At 62.5% G+C, this 1,435-nt stretch carries 1 pseudogene; it reads right to left on the bottom strand.

What is annotated here, in order from left to right:
* Positions 1-654: 654 nt before the first annotated feature.
* Positions 655-966: pseudogene (locus RF638_RS15935) on the bottom strand (transposase); the annotation flags it as partial.
* Positions 967-1,435: the final 469 nt, after the last annotated feature.

Below are 1,435 nucleotides of genomic sequence, written 5' to 3'. Positions count from 1 at the left end.
TGGCGAGGCCTCCGAGGCCAAGATCAAGGAAGCCTCCGACGCCATCGCCCGCCTCGTACGCTCCTGACCACGGCACTGCCCAGCCCAGCGCCCACAGTCATACTGCATGTGTCGTCGACCACCTCATGCTTAGGTGGGCTCCGTCCATGAGCGCTGACCACGGCCACAGCGAGACCACCACCTGAGGTCAGAGGTCGTCCTAGAGCTGACCATCACTGTGTTCTTCACCGAGCCCCAGGGGCCTGGTTCACCGAAAGCCTCGCTCTGCTAGTCAACACCGCGCGCTTGCTCACCGACGTCTTGGATTTGGTCGCGGCCCTGAGTGCTGCGGTGCTGCTACAGCGTCCGCCCACCGACCGGCACATCGGGGGACCGTATCTGATACCTCCGACGATCCCAGCCGATCGCCTACCATGCCGGCCAGCCCGTCCTGGCAGGGTGATTCCACGTCCGCTCAGGCACTACTGCCACCTGATCAGGGCGCATGGCACAGAAGCTACAACCCCACGGCCCCCAACGACAGATCTAACGAAGTACTACGAGTCGTGTGGCGGCGTTCACGCCGACCGCGCGGGACCGTCCGATAAACGGCGGGTGGGGTCTGGCGGATTTCATCAGTGAGTGGTTCTCTCGAACCCTCCGGCGAAGGGGAAACGCGAACGCGTTCAGCGCGGGCATCCACCTCATCACCCAGCGTGCTCCGCCGCCGGTCGGATCAAGAGACCCGGTGACGAGGTAGAGAGACTTCAGCGCCGCAGCCTCGTTCAAGAAGTGCCCTCAGGTGCGCACCACCCTCCGATAGCGGGCGTTGATCGACTCGATCGCGTTCGTCGTGCAGATCGCCGAAGCGGATCTCCACGTCGTACTCCTTCGAAGGGCACGAGCTGAAGCCCAGGAGGACTCCCACAGCTGCACGATCGCCGGATACCGCTGGCCCCAGTACGCCGCGAACTCAGCGAACCGGTCCTTATGGTCTCGCCCTTCCCGACTCCTTACCCCGGAGATGTATGCGTGCAAGTACGGGTTCACCCCTTAGGGGTACGCGTGTCAAGTGTTGCCGTGGGAGGGAAAGTGGTGGCATCTCAGGGGCGAGGCGGTACGGTCGCGGCGGGCTTCGTCGTGCTCCATCCACGCGCTGGCCTGCCGGTGGACACCACGTGGGTCAGACCTGGGGTGCTTGCCAGTGCCGCGGGAACACGAGACGGCAGCGTTCCCTTTGCTCAGCTCTGACTCCCTTTATTGATATCGAAGTCGCTTGTTGAGCTTTTCTCAAGACGACATGAAGATTTCCTGAAGCTTGCTCTTTGAGGTGCTTTGAGGACTGATTTCCCGGGTCAACGAAGGCATAGTTAGCACGTGAGAACCCCCGTTACCTTTTTCATGACGCCGGTGTCCGGGAGGATGAAGGCGTAGGTAACCAGCCGGCCCCGGCATG

It is taken from the genome of Kocuria sp. CPCC 205235 (assembly GCF_040980905.1).
GTDB classification, from domain to species: domain Bacteria; phylum Actinomycetota; class Actinomycetes; order Actinomycetales; family Micrococcaceae; genus Kocuria; species Kocuria carniphila.
Note: the sequence above shows the minus strand (reverse complement) of the source record. Positions and strands in the feature narration are given on the sequence as shown.